This is a genomic window from Micromonospora humida (assembly GCF_016901255.1).
GTDB classification, from domain to species: Bacteria; Actinomycetota; Actinomycetes; order Mycobacteriales; family Micromonosporaceae; genus Micromonospora; species Micromonospora wenchangensis.
In genome coordinates, this window is the sequence record NZ_JAFEUC010000007.1 from 318,370 (window position 1) to 335,946 (window position 17,577).

Sequence of the window (17,577 nt, forward strand, 5' to 3'; positions counted from 1 at the left end):
GCAGCGGCGGTGACCCGACCGCAGGAGTGAGTCGGGCCACGGTGTGCCGTGTGGACGGACCGCTCCCACCAGGGATACGGCCATTGACCTGCGCCTGGATGCATCGACGAGAATGAGAATGCCGACAGTTTCCGGCCGGTGGGTCCGGGCAATTCCGCCGACGGCGTGACGCTGCGTCGCGCCGGACCGACAGACCGGAGGAGACACCATGGGAGTACGTCGTCAGGTCGTCGCGGCCGTCGCGGTCGCCGCGGCGGCGGTGCTGGCCACCGCCGCACCCGCGCAGGCCGCGCCGACCGCCGTCGACACCGGACCGCTCACCCCGGTGGCCGACGTCGACGTCGAGCGCTACGCGGGCGACTGGTACCAGGTCGCCGCCATCCCGGCCATCTTCGAGATCCAGTGCTACAAGAACGTGACGGCGCGGTACGACGTCCAGCCCGACGGCACCATCGGGGTCCGCAACACCTGCCGCACCATCGTGGGCACCACCAGCGCGGTCACCGGGCGGGCCCGCAGCGAGAACCCGCCGGCCGACTCGGCGTTGACCGTCTCCTTCCTCAAGCTCGGCGGTAGGTGGATCTACCTGGGTGGGCCGAACTACGTGGTGATCGGGCTCGATCCCGACTACCGGTGGGCGGTCGTCGGCGACCCGGACCGCAGCACCGGCTTCGTCCTCTCCCGGGAGCCGGCGCTGACCGGGGCGCAGACGGCGGCGGCGAAGGCGGTGCTCACCGCCAACGGCTACGACCTGTGCGACTTCCGCACCACCCGGCAGGACGGTGGCGGCGGAGCCGGCAGCTTCTGCTGACCCTCCATCCGCGACGGCCCGTCCCCGCCGGGGCGGGCCGTCGCCGTGTGCCGGTCCGGCGGCTCAGGACCCGGCGTCGGCCGGGTCGGGGCTGAAGAGGGCGAGCAGGGCGCCGACCTGGCGGTCGGCCTCGGCGGGGTGCCGGAAATGGCCGCTCGGGTTGAGCGTGTACTCGTTGCGCCGGCCGACCCGGGTACGCCGCAGGTAGCCGCCGGCCTCCAGGTCGGCGACGATCGCCTGGGCGGCCCGTTCGGTCACCCCGACCTCGTCGGCGACGTCGCGGAGGCGGGCGGTGGGGTTGCGGGCGATGGCGAGCAGCACATGGCCATGGTTGGTGAGGAACGTCCAGTTCCGGGTGCTCCCCGTGCCGCCTGTCGCCATGCCGGTCATGGTATGGCCCGTACCTGGGAGACCCGTCGTCGGCCGCCCCGACGGGTCGGGCCCGGGGTCGCCCGCCGATCCGGTGCGCGCCCCGGGTCCGACACGCCGTCGACACCGCGCCGACCGATGCCTGAAACGTGTATCACGAAATCTTGACGTACCTTTAGCTGCGTGTGACCGTGGGGACACGGCCGTCGTCGCCGCCGGCCGGCGTGACCAGGTGCGATTCCGGACCGAGGTGAGGCAATGGCCCCGATCACTCCGACCCAGGCGTTGGCCGAGTTGCAGGCCGGCAACCGGCGGTTCGTCGCCGGTGTGCCCCGTCATCCCAACCAGGACGCCGGGCACCGCACCGCCGTCGCCGACGGTCAGCATCCCTTCGCCGTCATCGTCGGCTGCTCCGACTCCCGGCTCGCCGCCGAGATCATCTTCGACCGGGGTCTCGGCGACCTGTTCGTGGTCCGGACCGCCGGCCACACCGCCGGGCCCGAGGTGCTCGGCAGCGTCGAGTACGCGGTCACGGTGCTCGGCACCCCGCTGGTGGTGGTCCTCGGGCACGACTCCTGCGGTGCGGTGCAGGCGGCCCGGGACACGGCCCGCACCGGCACCCAGCCCCCGGGGCACCTCTACTCGGTGGTCGCCGCCGTCGGGCCGAGCTTGCGCCGCGCGGCCCAGCAGGGGGTGCACGACATCGACGGGATCGTCGACATCCACATCGCGCAGACCGTCGAGGTGCTGCTCGGCAACTCGCCGGTGATCGCCGCCGAGGTGGCCGCCGGCCGGTGCGCGGTGGTCGGCATGTCCTACCGACTCGCCGCCGGCGAGGTCCACCAGGTCGCCCCCGCCCCCGAGCTGTCGGAGCCCACCGCCGCGGCGTCCGAGCCCGCAGCTGTGCCCCCCGGGCCCGCCCCGGCCCCCGAGCCCGCCGCCGCGGTGCCCGCACCGGCCGTGTCGGCCGGTGCCGCGCCGGCACCCGTCGCCTCCTGACCCGCACCCGGTCATGACGAAGGCCGCCCGGCTCAGCCGGGCGGCCTTCGTCATGCACCTCGATCAACCCTTCGGGGCCGATGGTGCGGTATCCGGGAGCCCGGACACCGCACCATCGCCGCCACGGTGTCGATCACGGTCGCTACAGCAGTGACACGTGGACGTGGTCGGTGTGGTTGGACGGCCCCGAGTACGAACTCCAGCCGTTGGCCGGGAACCAGATCTGCCGGTTCCAGATCACGTAGTAGATGCCCAGACGGTCCGAGTTGCGGATCAGGAACGCGGCGAGGTTGTTGCCGTACATCCGGGTGTCGTTGTTGTGCCACGGGCTGAACCCGCTGTTCTGCAACGACCAGTCGCACGCCCTGCCCTTGGGGTGCTCCCACGGCCCGCCGGGGCGGTAGCAGCCGACGAACCGGTTGAACCCGGCCCGCTTGACCTCCTTGTACATGTGCAGCGTGCGCGGGGTGATACAGCCGGACGTGGTCGGGTCGTTCTCGCTGCACGACTCCCCGCGCCAGTCGCCGTTGGCGGTCTGGCCGGGGGCGACGCGGGCCACCGGGGACGTCGCGTCGACCAGGCCGCCGGTGAAGCCCCGGCCGCCGACCAGGGCCAGTGCCTTGTCGGCCTCGGTCTTCTTCTTGGCCATCAGGTTGGCCTGCTTCTGCTGCTCCCGGACCTCGGCGTCGACGGCGAGCTTGGCCTGCTCGGCCCGGGTCTTGACCTTGTTGACCTCGGCCAGCTTGCCGGCGTTGACCATGTTCAGCTCGTCCAGGGCGGCGGCCCGGCGGACGAAGGCGTCCGGCGCGTCGCTCTCCAGCAGCGCGGCGACCGCGCCGACCCGACCCGTCCGGTACGACTGGGCGGCGATCTCGGTGACCTGCGGGGCCAGCGCCGCCAGCTCCTGCTCCGCCTTCTCCACCTCGATGGCGTATTCGAGCTGGCGCTTCTTGGACTTCTCCAGCCGGGTCTTCGCCGCCGAGTACTCCCGGTTGGTGGCCTCGATGACGTCGGTGAGCAGCTTCGGCTCGTCGTCCTCCTCGTGCCCCGAGGGGGTGGGCGCGTTGGGCGCGGCCGTCGCGGGGGCGGCGGCCGGTCCGGCGACGATCGCCAGGGCGGCGAGTACGGCCACTGCCGGCGTCAACCAGCGGCGTAGGGGTGCCGTCACAGTTTTCCCTTCCGTCGACCGCCGACCGGGTTAGCTGACGGGTTCGGGACGGAAGTGGCCCCTACCGCTGGCGCGGATTCACCCCAGGTGCTCGGTTCCCCGGCTCGCCGTACGGCGATTGGGCGGTGGCACCGCTGGCGCCGGTGGGCGCCTTCGGCGGTGACCGGCAGCGAGGTTACCCGAGAGTCGTACCGGGGATCTACGCCCGCAACCCGACCAAATGAGTATTTTCCCGATAGCGAGGGGTAATCAGTGACGCGACCGACAGGCGCGACCTCGCCTCCGGTCACGCAGCGCAGTGTCACCATGCGGTGTCCGTGCTCCCTTCCGGGTCTGGCCACCGTGCGGGGGCCGGGGTGGACGGTTCGCCGTGCCGGGGCGCGCTCAACGCCTCCAGCGCCTCGGCACGGTCGGGGGCGGGACGTGGGGTGGGCGGCGGCCCGGCCGTACCGGTGTCGGCCGGTCCCCGCCCGGCGGTCACGACCAGCGCGGCCAACCCGGTGGTCAGCGGCACCGCCGCCACCAGGCCGAGGGTCGCCACCGCGCTGCGGACGATCTCCTGGGCCAGGAACTCGCTGGTGAGGATCTGGCTCACCGGGCGGCTGTCGGCGGTGAGCAGGAGCAGCAACGGCAGTGACGCGCCCGCGTACGCCAGCACGATCGTGTTGACCGTGGACGCGATGTGCGCCCGGCCGACCCGGGTCGCCGCCCGGTAGAGCTGCAACCGGGACAGCCCCGGGTTGGCGTGCGCCAGCTCGGTGACGGTGGCCGCCTGGGTGACCGTGACGTCGTCGAGCACGCCGAGCGACCCGATGATGATCCCGGCCAGCAGCAGGCCGTGCAGGTCCACGTCACGCTGGTACATCGACAGCGTGGTGGCCTCCTCGCTGCCGTACCCGGTCAGGTGGGTGGCGGCGGTGGCCAGCGTGCCCAGCACGCCGGTCAGCACCAGGCTGCCCAACGTGCCCAGCACCGCCACCGAGGTCTGCGCGGTGATCCCGTGGGTCAGGTACAGCACCACGAACATGATCAACGCGGCGCCGGTGACCGCGATCGGCAGCGGCGCGCCCCCGGCGGAGATGCCCGGCACCACGAAGGTCAACAGGATGGCGAAGCTGGCCCCGAGGCCGGCCAGGGCGGCCAGTCCGCGCAGCCGGCCGAACGCCACGATCGCCGCCGCGAACAGGGCGACCAGCCAGAGCAGCGGCATGCCCCGCTGGTGCTCGGCGATGTGGTAGCTGCTCGCCGACGGATCGCTCGGGTCGGCCAACGCGACGAGCACCACCTCGTCGCCGACCGCCACCGTCGGCGCTCCCGGCCCGGACGGCACCGGCGTCTGCACCTCACGGCCCGCGTCCGGCCCCTGCTCGACGGCGACCGTCACCGTCCCGCACGGCCCGTCGGCCACCCCGGGGGGGCCGTCGGGGGTCTGCGGCGCGGGCGGGCACGGTTCGGTCACCACCCGGGTCACCGTGCCGTGGTGGCGGGGCACCTGCTCACCCTGGTCGATCTTCGGGGTCGCACCGGGCCAGAGCACCAGCGTGGCGATCACCGTGACCACGATGAGCGGCACCACCGTCATGACGAGGAGCCGTCGCACCCGCGGCGGGGTGGACGGAGCGGGACGGGTGTGGTCGGCGCCCATATGTGCGAGTTCTCCCAACGATCCGGGACGGGATACGTGTCAGCCGGCCAGCCGGTTCACCACGGACGGCGGGTCATCGTCGGACGATGGTAGCCACCACCCCGGCCCGCCCGGTTCGCCCTGCCCACGGTAGGTCGAGGCGGCGGGCCGGCACCGGCCGGTCCCGGCAGCCACCCCGTGCCGGGCCTCGACGGGCCGGGCCCCGACGCGCGCCGACCCACCCGTACCGGCCCGCCGGGCGGCCCGGACGGCTAGCGTGGAGCCGTGCGGCGGGCGGGTACGGCGACGACGACCGGGCGGTGGCTGCGGCTGCTCCTGCTCGTCGGCACGCTGCTGGGGCTCTCCGCGATGCACACCCTCGGCCACGACGCGCACCCGGGCGGCGGCCACCCCACCGGCCACGGCACGTCGACCGACGACCCGCACCGGCCCGCCGCCGACAGGTCGTCCGTCCCCGTGCCGGCGGCGGACCTGATGCACCTGACCCCTGAGGTGTGGGGTGTCCCGGTCGGTCCGGGGTGGGGCGTCGCGGTGGCGGACCCGGTCCTGCGGGGGTGCGGGGACGGGTGCGCGGTGGCGCTGCCCGCCGGCCCACCCGGCCCACCCGCGACGGTGTGGAGCGTCTGCCTGGCGGTGCTCGGGGCGCTCACCGTGACGGTGCTGGTGCTGCTCTTCGCGGTGCGGTCCAGGCCGGCCGGGGTGTCCCGTCCGCCGTCGCGGCCCCGGGAGCCGCGCGCCCCGCCACCCCGTCCGCTCGGGCTCCGCCTCGCCTCGGTGTCGGTACTGCGCAGATAGGACGCCCCGACGTGGCTCCGCCGCGTCCCGCGTCCGTCTCCGTCGTACCGAAAGGTCTGCCCGTGTCCCCTCGTCGTCGCGCGTGCCGTGCCATCCTGGCCGGCGTCGCGCTCAGCACCGTCGTCGCTCTGTCCGCCTGCGGCGGCGACCACTCCACTGGCGGCCACGGCCGCCCGGCCGTGGGTGCCGCCCCGGCCGCCTCCGCGTCCGCCGGGGTCGCCCCGGCTGACGTGATGTTCGCCCAGATGATGATCCCGCACCACCGGCAGGCGGTACGGATGTCGGAGCTGGCCGGGAGCCGGGCCGCCGATCCGGAGGTCACCCGGTTGGCCGAACGGATCCGCGCCGCCCAGGCCCCGGAGATCGCCACCCTGACCGGCTGGCTCACCGCCTGGGGCCGGCCCGTCCCGTCCGACAGTCCGGCCGGCGGTCACCTGCCGGGGATGGACCACGGCATGCCGGGGATGATGTCCGACGCCGACCTGGCCCGGTTGGAGGGGGCGACCGGTCGGGACTTCGACCGGCTCTTCCTCAGCCTGATGATCGCCCACCACGAGGGTGCGATCACCATGGCCCGGCAGGAGGTGGCCGACGGCCGGCACGCCGGGGCGCGGAACATGGCGCAGCAGATCGTCGCCACCCAGCAGGGCGAGATCGACACCATGCGGAAGATCCTCGCCCGGCTCTGACCGCCACCCGTGAGGCGTCGCGGGGCCGGACCCCACCAGCCCCGCGACGCCGGGCGGGCCGGGCTCCCGACCGGTCCGCCCGTCCGGTGCCCCGTTGACCGCAGGTCGCCGACGGGCGGGCCGGGTCAGCCGCGTTTCATCAGGCGGCCGACGGCGGCCATCATCTCGGCGGCCATCTCGTCGGCCCGGCCCTCGGCGGCCCCCTCGTGCATGCAGTGCCGGGCGTGGCCGTCGAGCAGCCCGAGGGCGACCTTGTCCAGGGCGGCCTGCACGGCGGAGATCTGGGTGAGCACGTCGATGCAGTACCGGTCGTCGTCGACCATCTTCTCGATGCCCCGGACCTGCCCCTCCACGCGGCGCAGCCGCGCGAGCAACTGGTCCTTGCTGGCGGTGTAGCCCCGGACCGGGGTGCTCGGTGTGGTCATGGCGACCAGGATAGCTTACCCCCGGGGGGTATGCTACGGTCGCAGGGCGGCGTACCCCTGGGGGGTATGTTGGACGAGTGGAGGGGAGAGTCGCATGATCACGAACTACCAGGTGACGGGCATGACCTGCGGGCACTGTGTCAGCGCGGTGAGTGCCGAGGTGGGTGCCCTCGACGGCGTCACCGACGTCCACGTCGACCTGGCCTCCGGCCGGGTCGCCGTCACCAGCGACCGCCCGCTGGACACCGCGTCCGTGCGGGCCGCCGTCGACGAGGCCGGCTACGACCTCGTCGAGGCGTGACGGTCCGGGGCGACCGATGAACACACCGACCAGGCTGGGCGGTTTCGCCCTCGCCCTCGCGGTGGTGTTCGGCGCGGCGTACGGGGTCGGCCAGCTGACCGGCCCCGTCACCCCGCCCGCCGGGACCCGCCACGACCCCGCGCACACCCCGCAACCCATCCCCAGCCCCGTTGGTCCCGAGCCCACCACCGACCCGACGCCGAGCGTGACCGTCACCGGCACCGGCGGGGCCGGTCACACCCACGGTTGACCGGAGTGCCGCGATGACCCCGACCACCCAGAACCTGCCCACCGCGCCCCACCAGATCGAGCTGGCCATCGGCGGGATGACCTGCGCCTCCTGCGCCGCCCGGATCGAGAAGAAGCTCAACCGGCTCGACGGCGTCGAGGCGAGCGTCAACTACGCCACCGAGAAGGCCACCGTCCGGTACGCCGACGGCGTCACCCCCGACGACCTGATCGCCACCGTCGAGAAGACCGGCTACACCGCCGTCGTCCCGCCGCCGCCCGCCCCCGCCGGCACGGAACCGGCCGGTGCGCCGGTCGACGAGTTGGCCGCCCTGCGGACCCGGCTGCGGGTGTCGGCCGTGCTCACCCTGCCGGTGATCGTGCTGGCGATGGTGCCGGCCTGGCAGTTCACCTACTGGCAGTGGCTGTCACTGACCCTGGCCGCCCCGGTGGTCGCGTACGGCGGGCTGCCGTTCCACCGGGCCGCCTGGACCAACCTGCGGCACGGCGCGGCGACCATGGACACCCTGGTGTCGCTCGGCACCCTGGCCGCGTTCGGCTGGTCGCTCTGGGCGCTCTTCCTCGGTGACGCCGGGATGCCCGGGATGACCCACCCGTTCCGGCTGGACATCGTCCGCACCGACGGTGCCGGCAACATCTACCTGGAGGCCGCCGCCGGGGTGACCGTGTTCCTGCTGGCCGGCCGCTACTTCGAGGCCCGCTCCAAGCGGACCGCCGGGGCGGCCCTGCGCGCCCTGCTCGAACTCGGCGCGCGGGACGTCGCCGTGCTGCGCGGCGGCACGGAGACCCGGGTTCCGGTCGACCAGCTCGTGGTGGGCGACCGGTTCGTGGTCCGGCCCGGCGAGAAGATCGCCACCGACGGGCGGGTCGACGAGGGCACCTCGGCGGTCGACGCCAGCATGCTCACCGGCGAGTCGGTGCCGGTCGAGGTGGGGCCCGGCGACACGGTGGCCGGTGCCACCGTCAACGCGGGCGGCCGGCTGGTCGTCACCGCCACCCGGGTCGGCGCGGACACCCAGCTCGCCCAGATGGCCCGGCTGGTGGAGGCGGCGCAGACCGGCAAGGCCGCCGTGCAGCGGCTCGCCGACCGGATCTCCGGGGTGTTCGTGCCGGTCGTCATCGTGCTGGCCGTCGGCACCCTGGGCTGGTGGCTGGGGTCCGGGGCCGGCCCCACCGCCGCCTTCACCGCCGCCGTGGCCGTGCTGATCATCGCCTGCCCGTGCGCGCTCGGCCTGGCCACCCCGACCGCGCTGCTGGTCGGCACCGGACGGGGCGCCCAGCTCGGCATCCTGATCAAGGGTCCGGAGGTGCTGGAGTCCACCCGGCAGGTCGACACGGTGGTGCTGGACAAGACCGGCACGGTCACCACCGGCCGGATGACCCTGGTCGACGTCCGCCCCGCCGAGGGGCAGGACCGGGCCGAACTGCTCCGGCTCGCCGGGGCGGTGGAGGCCGGCTCCGAGCACCCGATCGCCCGCGCCGTGGCCGCCGGTGCCGCCGAGGCCGGGGAACTGCCCCCGGTCACCGGGTTCGCCGCCACCGAGGGGCTCGGCGTCACCGGCACCGTCGACGGCCACGACCTCGTCGTCGGGCGACCGGGGCTGCTGCGCGAGCGGGGTCTGGACGTACCCGGGGAGGTGGTCCGGGCGATGGCCGAGGCGGAGGCCGCCGGGCGTACGGCGGTGGTGGCGGGCTGGTCCGGGCGGGCGCGGGGGGTCCTCGCGGTGGCCGACGTGGTCCGACCCACCAGCCGGGAGGCGGTCGCCGGGCTACGGGCCCTGGGCCTGACCCCGGTGCTGCTCACCGGGGACAACGCGACGGTCGCGCAGGCGGTGGCCGCCGAGGTCGGCATCGACCGGGTGACCGCCGGGGTGCTGCCGACCGACAAGGTCGACGTGGTACGCCGGCTCCAGGAGCAGGGCCACACGGTCGCGATGGTCGGTGACGGGATCAACGACGCCGCCGCCCTGACCCAGGCCGACCTGGGGTTGGCCATGGGCACCGGCACCGACGTGGCGATCGAGGCGTCCGACCTGACCCTGGTCCGGGGCGACCTGACCGCCGCGGTGGACGCGATCCGGCTCTCCCGGCGCACCCTCGCCGTGATCAAGGGGAACCTGTTCTGGGCGTTCGCCTACAACGTGGCCGCCCTCCCGCTGGCCGCCGCCGGCCTGCTCAACCCGATGATCGCGGGCGCGGCGATGGCCTTCTCGTCGGTCTTCGTGGTGGCCAACAGCCTCCGCCTGCGCCGCTTCTCCACCACCACCCTCCACCCCGCACAGCCGAGTTGATCAAGAGGTTCGCGTCACCGGCCGGCTCCCGGGTGACGCGAACCTCTTGGTCATCGGGCCGGGGCCGGTGGCGGGGGTGTTTTGGGGACGGGGGGCGGGGGTAGTTGAAGGTCGTTGGAACGACATGCTCACATCGGGAGGCTCTCATGGGGTTCGACGACAAGATCGGCAACACGACCGAGAACACCGCCGGCAAGATCAAGGAAGGCGTTGGCCGGGCGACCGACAACGAGCGCCTTGAGGCCGAGGGCCGCAACGACCAGGCCAAGTCCAGCCTCAAGCAGGCCGCCGAGAAGGTCAAGGACGCCTTCAAGAGCTGAACCGCACCACCGTCACGCCGGACCGACCCCGTCGGGCCGGCGTGACGCGTGTCCGGGCCCGCCGGTGCCCGCCGATTCGATTTCCCGCCCGCCCGTGCGGCATCGTGTCGCGGTACGGCCGTCACACCGAACGGGGAAAGTCGATGCATCGCCGCTCCGCCACCGCACTCACCCTCGCCGTCCTCGCCGTCCTCGCCACCGGCTGCTCGGACGAGGAGGCCGGCACCGACGCCGCACCCGGCCCGTCGGCCACCGCCACCACCGGGGAACCCACACCGGAGGCGTCGACCGCCACCGCCCCGGAGAGCACCGGACCGAGCGCCGGCACCGCCGCGAACACCGCGCAGGTCTGCCGCGCCGTCGATCAGTTGATCATCGATGGCAGCCGGCAGATCGCCGCCGACTCGGTCGACGCCACCCGCGAGGAACTCACCCCGGAACAGCTCAACGGCAAGCTCAAGGGGCGGCTGAGCCGGCTCGCCGACGACGTCCGCGCGCAGGCCCGCAAGGCGCAGGACGACCGGATCAAGAAGCTGGTCCAGGAGACCGCCACGAAGATCGACTCTGGGGCGGCGGCCAAGAGCCCGGCGAGCTGGATGGGCACCGACTTCGTCGACATCCCGCCCCGGCTCACCCGCGACTGCCACGTCTGAGCCGGCGTCACGGCCGTCGGGGCCCTACCGCGACGGCTCAGCGTCGACCGGGCAGCTCGGTCGACCGGGCAGCTCAGCGTCGACCGGGCAGCGGGCGCGACGGCGACGTGCCGCCGGCGAGCGAGGCCCGGTCGGCGGCCGAGGTGCCGGACTGCCAGCCCTCGGCGTCCCGCACGGTCAGCCGGGCCCGGGTGACACCGGGGAAGAGGGTGTCCATCCGTTCCCGTACCGCGCCGGAGCGGGCCGCGAGCACCGGCAGCAGGCGGTCCGCCCCGGTGTCCTGGGCCGCCTGCCGGTCCGCCGCGTCGGTCGCGGCCCGCAGCCGCTCACCGATGCGCCGGGCGAAGGCGTGCAGGAAAGCCTCGTCGTACGCCCTGGTCCGCCGGCCGCCGCCGCGCCGTTCCCGCCGGCCGCGCAGCATCGCGGCGGTGGCCTGCACCAGTAGCGAGGTGTGCAGCAGTTCGACCGCCTCCAGGTCGGCGGGGAAGCCGAGCACGGTGGCGAAGCCGAGATCGTCGGACCATACCGACTCGCACCGGTTCGCCGCCGCCACCTCCTGCACCAGCAGCGCCTTCGCGCCCGCGTACGGGGCGTCGGTGCTGATCCGGACCCCGCCGGGCTGGTCCGGGTGGGCGGCCGTCGACTCGACCAGCGCCCGTTCCAGGCTGTGCCGGGCGATCAACTCCTGCGCCTTCCCGGTGAACGCCTCCGCCTCGGCGGGGAAGGTGGTGGACTCCGCCTTGGCCAGCAGCGCGCGTACCCGGTCGAGGACGCGGGAGCCGGACGGCCCGGTCACGGCCGCGGCACCGACAACGCCGGGCGGTGGGCGCAGCACCGCGACCGGCGGCAGGCCGGCCAGTAGTGCCAGCACCTCGACCGCGTCACGCAGGGCGGCGATCCGGTCCGTGCCCTCGCGGGCCGCCCACCCGCCCAGCCAGCCGGCGTCGTCGTCCCAACGGACCCGGGCGTCCAGGTCGGTCAACTGGTCGTCCCACCACTGCGGCACCGGGCCGGGCCGGGCCGCCCGGTCGGCGGCGAGCGCGTCGACGACCAGCCGGCCGGGGCGTGCGCCGAGCCGGCGGGCCACGATCCGGGCCACGTCGACCGGCTGCCAGCCCCGGGGCCAGAGCCGGTGCACGGCGGCGACGAGCCGGCGCAGCAGCGCGGCGTCCACCGCCGCCGGCCCGGCGGGGACGTCCCGGCCGCCGTCGTCGCCGGCCCGCGCCGGGGCGCTGCCGACCACCAGCCGGTCCAGGTTCCGCTCCGCGTCGCGTACGTCGGTGCCGCGCACCGCCGCGACCGCGGCGGTGATGAGGGCGTCGGCGTCCGGCACCTGTGGTCCTTCCTGGGGGACGACGGCCGGGTGGTGTCCGGATCGTCGGGAGTGTCTGCCCGGCAACGGTACCCGGGCCCGGATTGCCCCTGCCCGCCACTCATCCGTTCGTCGCCCGCGCCCGTACTCCTGCCCGGAGTGGACCCGGGTGGACACAGGAGGCGAACGGTGAGCACCCTGACGGTGAGCGAGTCCGTCGACCGCGGCCGGCACCGGGGACGACGGCGGGGCGCGACCCCGGCCGGCGTCCTGACGGCGGTGCTGGTGGTGGCCGCGCTGGCCGCCGGTGGTGCGGTGGTGGCCCAGCGGCAGGGCGTCGACCTGGGCGCCCTCGTCGGCGACGTACGGCGGGAACCGCTCCGGCCGGCCAACGCGGCGGTGCCGCCGGTGCCGCCCGGGGAGCAGGCGCCCGCCCCGCTCTCCTCCGCCGTGCCCCCCGCCGCCAGGCCCGCCCCGGCGGCGCTGCGCTATCCGCAGCGGGGGACCGGCACCTGGCGGACGGCGACCGCGCAGGGTGCGGTGGCCGGGAGCGGGGGGCAGCTCCTGCGCTACCGGGTGGCGGTGGAGGGCGGCATCGACGACGTCGACCCGGAGCGGTTCGGGCGGGAGGTGGCGGTGGTGCTCGCCGACCGCCGGGGCTGGACCGCCGACGGCCGGTGGCGGCTGCAACGGGTCGGCGGCGACACCCCGGCCGACTTCACCGTGCTGCTGACCACCCCGGTCACCCGGGGCGAGTTGTGCGGGGACACCTCCGACCGGTACACCTCCTGCCGCAACGGCGACCGGGTGGTGGTCAACGTGGCGCGCTGGGCCCGGGGCGTTCCCGACTTCCGGGGTGACCTCGGCACCTACCGGGCGTACGTGCTCAACCACGAGGTGGGGCACCGGCTGGGCCGGGGGCACGAACGGTGTCCGGCGGCGGGCGGGCCGGCCCCGGTGATGCAGCAGCAGACCCTCGGCCTGCACGGCTGCCGGCCGAACGCCTGGCCGATGGTGGGCGGCACCCTGCTGACCGGCCCGGCCGGCGAGTACGACGACCCGATCCCCTCCGACGACTGACCCGGTCGCCGGGCGGGCGTTGACCGACCCCGGATGGGCCGATGATGCGCTGTCCCGGGCGGGCAAAGGCGCATCATCGGCCCCGTTGAGTCGATCAAGCGGGCGTCGCCCCGTCGCGCCGCCCGGTCACCGGCGGGGGAAGGACGCCCAGATGTTCTTGGTGCGGTCGGTGGCGTACCAGCCGACCTTGAGCGAGACGGCCATGGCGATCTGGAGCCCCCGGCCTCCGGCGCCCATCGGGCGGGTGTCGGCCAGTTCGGGGATGCTGCTGAGGTCGTGGTCGGCCACGTCGAGGATGAGCGAGTCGTCGACGGCCAACAACCGGACAATGGTCGGCGGAATGCCGTGTTTGAGGGCATTGGTGGCGAGTTCGGTAGCTACCAGGACGATCAACTCGGGGACCTCGTCCATCCGTTGACCGTCGAGGAGTCGCTCACCGGTGAGGGCCTCGTGCAGGGAGGCGCGCAGGGTACGCAGGTCGGCGGGGTCGGCCAGTTCCCACCGGCGCAACTCGGCGGCCTGCGGCGGGGGCGGCGAGGTGAGAAGCTGTGCCATGATCCCGGTTTACCCTGCGTAGCGGCCCGCTATGCCCGCTCCCGGTGTCGGGGATTCGTCGTCACGCCACGCCACGCCCCGCACACCACCAGCGGTGTGCCGGGTGTGCTTCGGGCCACTGTCGAGGGTGGTCTGCCAGGCAGAAGCGGGTGGGGTTCCGGCATCCCGTCGGGGATCGCAGAAATCATCCGATTCGGGGTCTGCATCCGCCCCTGCGGTCGCGTAAAGTCCGCAAACTGAACGGGCCATGTCGGCGACGGAACGCCCCGGAACGGGTGCCCGTCCGCACGGTTGGGCGCATCCCCGCGCCGGCTCACGGACCGCCTCAGGAAGAGCCATGACCGCCAGTACGAAGACCCCCAAGGTGACCGTCGTGGTCCCGGCGTACAACTCCGGGCCGCACATCGAGAAGCTCGTCACCTCGTTGCTGGGCCAGTCGTTGTCTGCCGACGAGTTCGAGGTCATGTTCGTCGACGACGGCTCGACCGACTCGACCGGCCCCCGCCTCGACGAGCTGGCCGCCGCCCACCCGCACTTCCGGGTGCTGCACATCGACAACTCCGGCTGGCCGTCGCGCCCCCGCAACCTCGGCGTCGAGCACGCCCGGGGCGAGTACGTCTTCTTCGCCGACGACGACGACTGGTTCGGCGAGGAGGCGCTGGAACGCCTCCACGCCTGCGCCACCGAGCACGACGCGGACCTGGTGGTCGGCAAGATGGCCGGGCACCGCCGTTCGGTGCCGCGTGAGCTGTTCCGGCGCAACCGGTTCGACGCCACGCTGGAGAACGCGCCCCTGATCGACAGCCTCACCGCGCACAAGCTGTTCCGACGCTCCTTCCTCGTCGAGCACGGCCTGCGGTTCCCCGAGGGCAAGCGTCGGCTGGAGGACCACGTCTTCGTCACCCGGGCGTACTTCCTGTCCCGGCGCACCTGCGTGCTGGCCGACTACGTCTGCTACCACCACCAGCGGCGGGTCGACGCCGGCAACGTCACGGCCACCGCGCTGGAGCCGGCCGGCTACTTCGTCAACCTGCGCGAGGCGCTCGACATCGTCGACGCGCACACCGAGCCCGGCCCGCTGCGCGACCGGCTGCACCGGCGCTGGCTGCGCAACGAGATGGTGTCCCGGGTACGCGGCCGGCGGCTGCTCGACGCCCCCGCCGACTGGGCGGACCAGCTGGTCGGCGAGGCGCAGCGGACGATCCGGGACCGGTTCGCCCCGGGCGTCGCGGCCGGCCTGCCGCCGCTGCAACGGATCATCACCCGGCTCATCGAGCAGGGACGCACCCTGGACCTGCGCCGGCTCGCCGAGTGGGAGGCGGCCGTCCGGGCGGTGCCCACCGTGCAGCGGATCGAGCGGGACGCCACCACCCTGACCGTCACCCTCACCGCCGAGCTGTCCTTCGGCGACCGGCCGCTCACCCTCACCGCCGAAGGCGAGCAGCGGCTGCTGGTGGTGCCGGTGGACGACGTCCCGGCCGACCTGCGGGACGCCACCGCCCGGATCAAGCAGTCCAAGCTCGACGTGATCGCCCGGCAGCGCGAAACCCGGGAGGAGTTCTTCGTGCCGGTCACCGGCACGGTCGAGCTGGTCCCGACGGCCGACGGCGAGCTGCGGCTGGTCCAGCGGGGCACCGCCCGCCTCGACGTCGGTGCCCTCAACGGCGGCCGGAGCAGGGGCACCTGGGACCTCAAGGCCCGGGTCACCTGCTGCGGCTGGACCGAGGACGCCGTACTCCCGGTGGCGTTCCGCTGCGCGACCGACGGGGCGCGGCCGGTCGCCGTGCCGCACCTGGGCAGCCTGCGCTTCCGGCTGCGGCGGGCGGTGGCCCGCCGGGTGCCCGAGTCGATCCGGCGGGCCATCCGCCGCTGACCCGGCCCGGCCCCGTGGCGGGGCGCGGACCGGCCCTACCGTGACCGCCGTCACCGCGACGGTGGCCGGCGTGAAGAACCCGTCAAGAAACCGTGGCCCCCCGTCACGGTCGCGTTATGGACCCTGCCCCCACGGGCGACGGCGCGTTGTGATTGCCCGGCGTGGCCGGGAAGCGGTCACGCGTACCCGTCCGGTTGGGGGAGTCCGCGTGTCTGACGTGGTGTTCGTGCTGGTGACGGTGGTGCTGTTCGCGGCGCTCACCCTCGTGGTGAGGGGCGTGGAGAAGCGGTGAACGCCGTCAACGCCGTCGGCCTGGTGCTGGCGATCGGTCTGGGTGTGTTCATGGTCGTCGCGCTGCTGTTCCCGGAGCGTTTCTGATGACCACGGGGACAGCCGGCGTCGTCTTCGTGTCGTCCCTGGTGGTGGCGCTCGTCGTCGCGTACCGCCCGGTCGGTGACCACCTGTACCGGTCGGTCACCGGCACCCGCCGGTCCCGGCTGGAGCGTGGGGTGTTCCGGCTGGTCGGGGTGAACCCGGCCGCCGAACAGTCGTGGGGCGTCTACGCCCGCAGCGTGCTCGCCTTCTCCGCCGTCTCGGTCCTGTTCCTCTACGCCCTCCAACGGTGGCAGAACCACCTGTGGTTGTCGCTGGGCTTCGACCCGGTGGTCCCGCACGGGGCCTGGAACACCGCGGTGTCCTTCGTGACCAACACGAACTGGCAGTGGTACGCGGGCGAGTCGACCATGGGGCACCTGGTGCAGATGGCCGGCCTGGCGGTGCAGAACTTCGTCTCCGCCGCGGTGGGCATCGCCGTGGCGGTGGCCCTGATCCGGGGCTTCGCCCGCAGCCGCACCGGCGAGGTGGGCAACTTCTGGGTCGACCTGGTGCGGATCGTGCTGCGGGTGCTGCTGCCGGTCGCGGTGCTCGGCGCGCTGGTGCTGATGCTCGGCGGCGTGGTGCAGAACCTCTCCGCCGGCACCGACGTGACCACCCTGACCGGCGGTGGCCAGAGCCTCCCCGGCGGCCCGGTGGCCGGCCAGGAGGTGATCAAGGAGTTGGGCACCAACGGCGGTGGCTTCTACAACGCCAACAGCGCCCACCCGTTCGAGAACCCTACCGCCTGGACGAACTGGGTCGAGCTGTTCCTGATCCTGCTGATCCCGTTCAGCCTGCCCCGGGTCCTCGGCCGGATGGTCGGCCAGCAGCGGCAGGGCTACGCCGTCGTCGCGGTGATGGCCGTCCTGGCGCTCGGCAGCGTCGCCCTCACCACCGGGTTCGAGCTGGCCGGGCACGGCACCGTGCCGCAGGCGGTCGGCGCGGCGCTGGAGGGTAAGGAGGTCCGCTTCGACGTGTCGGACTCGGCGACGTTCGGGGCGGTCACCACGCTGACCTCGACGGGTGCGGTGAACTCGTTCCACGATTCGTACACCGCGCTGGGCGGGATGATGACGCTGGGCAACATGATGCTCGGCGAGGTCGCCCCCGGCGGTGTCGGCGCCGGCCTCTACGGGCTGCTGGTGCTCGCGGTGATCACGGTGTTCGTCGCCGGGCTGATGGTCGGCCGGACCCCGGAGTACCTGGGCAAGAAGATCGGCACCCGGGAGATCACCTTCGCCTCGCTGTACTTCCTGGTCACCCCGGCCCTGGTGCTGATCGGCACCGCCACCGCCTTCGCCACCGGCAACGACGCGACCGCGCTGAACACCGGCCCGCACGGCCTGACCGAGGTGCTCTACGCGTTCACCTCGGCGAGCAACAACAACGGCTCGGCGTTCGCCGGGATCACCGTGAACACCGCGTGGTGGAACACCGCGCTGGGCCTGTGCATGCTGCTCGGCCGGTTCCTGCCGATCATCTTCGTGCTCGCCCTGGCCGGCTCGCTCGCCCGCCAGGCGCCCGTCCCCGCCTCCGAGGGCACCCTGCCGACGCACCGACCGCTCTTCGTCGGGATGGTCGTCGGCGTCACGGTGATCCTGGTGGCGCTCACCTACCTACCCGCGCTCGCGCTCGGCCCGCTGGCCGAAGGGTTGTGACCCGGATGA

General features: G+C 73.9%; 19 protein-coding genes and 1 riboswitch. Of the genes, 13 read left to right on the forward strand and 6 right to left on the reverse strand.

Going from position 1 to position 17,577, the window contains the following annotated elements; genetic code table 11:
* The first annotated feature begins 208 nt into the window (after positions 1-208).
* Positions 209-811, forward strand: coding sequence for a lipocalin family protein (locus JQX11_RS16870; protein ID WP_204925894.1), 603 nt, complete (start codon positions 209-211; stop codon positions 809-811).
* A gap of 63 nt (positions 812-874) precedes the next feature.
* On the opposite strand, the gene JQX11_RS16875 is transcribed toward JQX11_RS16870, so the two are convergent.
* Positions 875-1,201 (reverse strand): helix-turn-helix transcriptional regulator, encoded by a 327-nt coding sequence (locus JQX11_RS16875; protein ID WP_372444599.1) that lies wholly within the window; start codon positions 1,199-1,201, stop codon positions 875-877.
* A 237-nt stretch (positions 1,202-1,438) separates the two neighbouring features.
* Between JQX11_RS16875 and JQX11_RS16880 the strand changes: the two genes are divergently transcribed.
* On the forward strand, positions 1,439-2,179 hold the full coding sequence (locus JQX11_RS16880; RefSeq protein ID WP_204925896.1) for a carbonic anhydrase: 741 nt from the start codon (positions 1,439-1,441) through the stop codon (positions 2,177-2,179).
* A 142-nt stretch (positions 2,180-2,321) separates the two neighbouring features.
* Here the strand turns inward: JQX11_RS16880 and JQX11_RS16885 are convergent, their stop codons facing one another.
* Together JQX11_RS16885 and JQX11_RS16890 are read right to left on the reverse strand one after the other, a co-directional pair.
* Entirely contained in the window at positions 2,322-3,347 is a 1,026-nt protein-coding gene (locus JQX11_RS16885; RefSeq protein ID WP_204925897.1) for a coiled-coil domain-containing protein, read from the reverse strand.
* Positions 3,348-3,350: 3 nt separating this feature from the next.
* Positions 3,351-3,482, reverse strand: a riboswitch (cyclic di-AMP (ydaO/yuaA leader).
* 166 nt (positions 3,483-3,648) lie between these two features.
* Positions 3,649-4,992, reverse strand: a complete 1,344-nt coding sequence (locus tag JQX11_RS16890) for a YibE/F family protein (RefSeq protein ID WP_204925898.1) — start codon at positions 4,990-4,992, stop codon at positions 3,649-3,651.
* Positions 4,993-5,256: 264 nt separating this feature from the next.
* On the opposite strand from JQX11_RS16890, the gene JQX11_RS16895 reads away from it, so the two are divergent.
* Together JQX11_RS16895 and JQX11_RS16900 are read left to right on the forward strand one after the other, a co-directional pair.
* A complete protein-coding gene (locus JQX11_RS16895) occupies positions 5,257-5,787 on the forward strand; it encodes a hypothetical protein (protein WP_204925899.1) in 531 nt (176 codons plus the stop codon).
* A 62-nt stretch (positions 5,788-5,849) separates the two neighbouring features.
* The gene (locus tag JQX11_RS16900) at positions 5,850-6,476 is read left to right on the forward strand and encodes a DUF305 domain-containing protein (protein WP_204925900.1); all 627 of its coding nucleotides are present in this window, start codon (positions 5,850-5,852) and stop codon (positions 6,474-6,476) included.
* Positions 6,477-6,601: 125 nt separating this feature from the next.
* Here the strand turns inward: JQX11_RS16900 and JQX11_RS16905 are convergent, their stop codons facing one another.
* Positions 6,602-6,901, reverse strand: coding sequence for a metal-sensitive transcriptional regulator (locus JQX11_RS16905; protein ID WP_091244878.1), 300 nt, complete (start codon positions 6,899-6,901; stop codon positions 6,602-6,604).
* 94 nt (positions 6,902-6,995) lie between these two features.
* Here JQX11_RS16905 and JQX11_RS16910 point away from each other — a divergent pair, with 94 nt between their 5' ends.
* The 5 genes from JQX11_RS16910 (at position 6,996) to JQX11_RS16930 (ending at position 10,715) form a co-directional block, all read left to right on the forward strand.
* Positions 6,996-7,202, forward strand: a complete 207-nt coding sequence (locus JQX11_RS16910; protein ID WP_204925901.1) for a heavy-metal-associated domain-containing protein — start codon at positions 6,996-6,998, stop codon at positions 7,200-7,202.
* A gap of 16 nt (positions 7,203-7,218) precedes the next feature.
* The gene (locus JQX11_RS16915) at positions 7,219-7,452 is read left to right on the forward strand and encodes a hypothetical protein (protein ID WP_204925998.1); all 234 of its coding nucleotides are present in this window, start codon (positions 7,219-7,221) and stop codon (positions 7,450-7,452) included.
* Positions 7,453-7,465: 13 nt separating this feature from the next.
* Positions 7,466-9,742, forward strand: coding sequence for a heavy metal translocating P-type ATPase (locus JQX11_RS16920; RefSeq protein WP_204925902.1), 2,277 nt, complete (start codon positions 7,466-7,468; stop codon positions 9,740-9,742).
* A 146-nt stretch (positions 9,743-9,888) separates the two neighbouring features.
* Complete coding sequence (locus JQX11_RS16925) at positions 9,889-10,062, forward strand: CsbD family protein (RefSeq protein ID WP_088643694.1); 174 nt, start codon at positions 9,889-9,891, stop codon at positions 10,060-10,062.
* 143 nt (positions 10,063-10,205) lie between these two features.
* Entirely contained in the window at positions 10,206-10,715 is a 510-nt protein-coding gene (locus tag JQX11_RS16930; RefSeq protein WP_204925903.1) for a hypothetical protein, read from the forward strand.
* A gap of 73 nt (positions 10,716-10,788) precedes the next feature.
* Here JQX11_RS16930 and JQX11_RS16935 read toward each other — a convergent pair whose 3' ends face one another.
* Positions 10,789-12,048: a DUF2786 domain-containing protein gene (locus JQX11_RS16935; protein WP_204925904.1), complete on the reverse strand. Its 1,260-nt coding sequence runs from the start codon at positions 12,046-12,048 to the stop codon at positions 10,789-10,791.
* Positions 12,049-12,216: 168 nt separating this feature from the next.
* Between JQX11_RS16935 and JQX11_RS16940 the strand changes: the two genes are divergently transcribed.
* Positions 12,217-13,107, forward strand: a complete 891-nt coding sequence (locus JQX11_RS16940; protein ID WP_307826217.1) for a DUF3152 domain-containing protein — start codon at positions 12,217-12,219, stop codon at positions 13,105-13,107.
* A 126-nt stretch (positions 13,108-13,233) separates the two neighbouring features.
* Here JQX11_RS16940 and JQX11_RS16945 read toward each other — a convergent pair whose 3' ends face one another.
* Positions 13,234-13,662: an ATP-binding protein gene (locus tag JQX11_RS16945; protein ID WP_204925905.1), complete on the reverse strand. Its 429-nt coding sequence runs from the start codon at positions 13,660-13,662 to the stop codon at positions 13,234-13,236.
* A 337-nt stretch (positions 13,663-13,999) separates the two neighbouring features.
* Between JQX11_RS16945 and JQX11_RS16950 the strand changes: the two genes are divergently transcribed.
* From JQX11_RS16950 to kdpA, 3 genes are all read left to right on the forward strand, one after another.
* Positions 14,000-15,535 carry a glycosyltransferase family A protein gene (locus JQX11_RS16950; protein WP_204925906.1) on the forward strand — a complete coding sequence of 512 codons (1,536 nt, stop codon included), beginning with the start codon at positions 14,000-14,002 and terminating at the stop codon, positions 15,533-15,535.
* Between the two features lie 288 nt (positions 15,536-15,823).
* Positions 15,824-15,913 carry a K(+)-transporting ATPase subunit F gene (kdpF, locus tag JQX11_RS16955; protein ID WP_067312053.1) on the forward strand — a complete coding sequence of 30 codons (90 nt, stop codon included), beginning with the start codon at positions 15,824-15,826 and terminating at the stop codon, positions 15,911-15,913.
* Entirely contained in the window at positions 15,913-17,568 is a 1,656-nt protein-coding gene (gene kdpA / locus JQX11_RS16960) for a potassium-transporting ATPase subunit KdpA (protein WP_204925907.1), read from the forward strand. Before kdpF ends, kdpA begins: the two co-directional genes overlap by 1 nt.
* The last annotated feature ends 9 nt before the right edge of the window (positions 17,569-17,577 follow it).